Origin of the sequence: Salinarimonas sp. NSM (assembly GCF_052380005.1) — a bacterium.
Classification (GTDB): domain Bacteria; phylum Pseudomonadota; class Alphaproteobacteria; order Rhizobiales; family Beijerinckiaceae; genus Salinarimonas.
Genome location: NZ_JBQTCJ010000132.1, coordinates 1 through 548, shown reverse-complemented (window position 1 = coordinate 548; position 548 = coordinate 1). Strand labels below are relative to the sequence as shown.

Genomic DNA, 548 nt, shown 5'->3' with positions numbered 1-548 from the left:
ACGCTCTTTGACATTGTCGAGAAGGAAGAAGGAGAAGCGTGGGCGGCCTTTTCGTCCTTGCGGATCCGGGTTTGGACTTTGCGAGAGCGGGTTCTGGTTCGGATCGTGAGATGAGAGGCTAATGCTCGCGACTTTTTCTGAAGGTCACATCGGCCGTCCCCGCGAGGGGGTGGCCGGACATGTGACCCTCGTCTATTTCGCTGAGTAGTGAAGCCTTTGGATCACATCTCTTCAACGTGAGAGTTTGATCCTGGCTCAGAGCGAACGCTGGCGGCAGGCTTAACACATGCAAGTCGAACGCACCTTCGGGTGAGTGGCAGACGGGTGAGTAACGCGTGGGAACGTGCCCATCGGTTCGGAATAACCCAGGGAAACTTGGGCTAATACCGGATACGTGCGAGAGCAGAAAGATTTATCGCCGATGGATCGGCCCGCGTCCGATTAGCTAGTTGGTGAGGTAACGGCTCACCAAGGCGACGATCGGTAGCTGGTCTGAGAGGATGATCAGCCACACTGGGACTGAGACACGGCCCAGACTCCTACGGGAG

The 548-nt window shown here is 56.8% G+C and carries 1 rRNA gene; it reads left to right on the top strand.

Features of this window, described 5'->3' with window-relative positions:
- Positions 1 to 232 precede the first annotated feature (232 nt).
- Positions 233 to 548, top strand: a 16S ribosomal RNA gene (locus tag ACTZWW_RS22670); the annotation flags it as partial.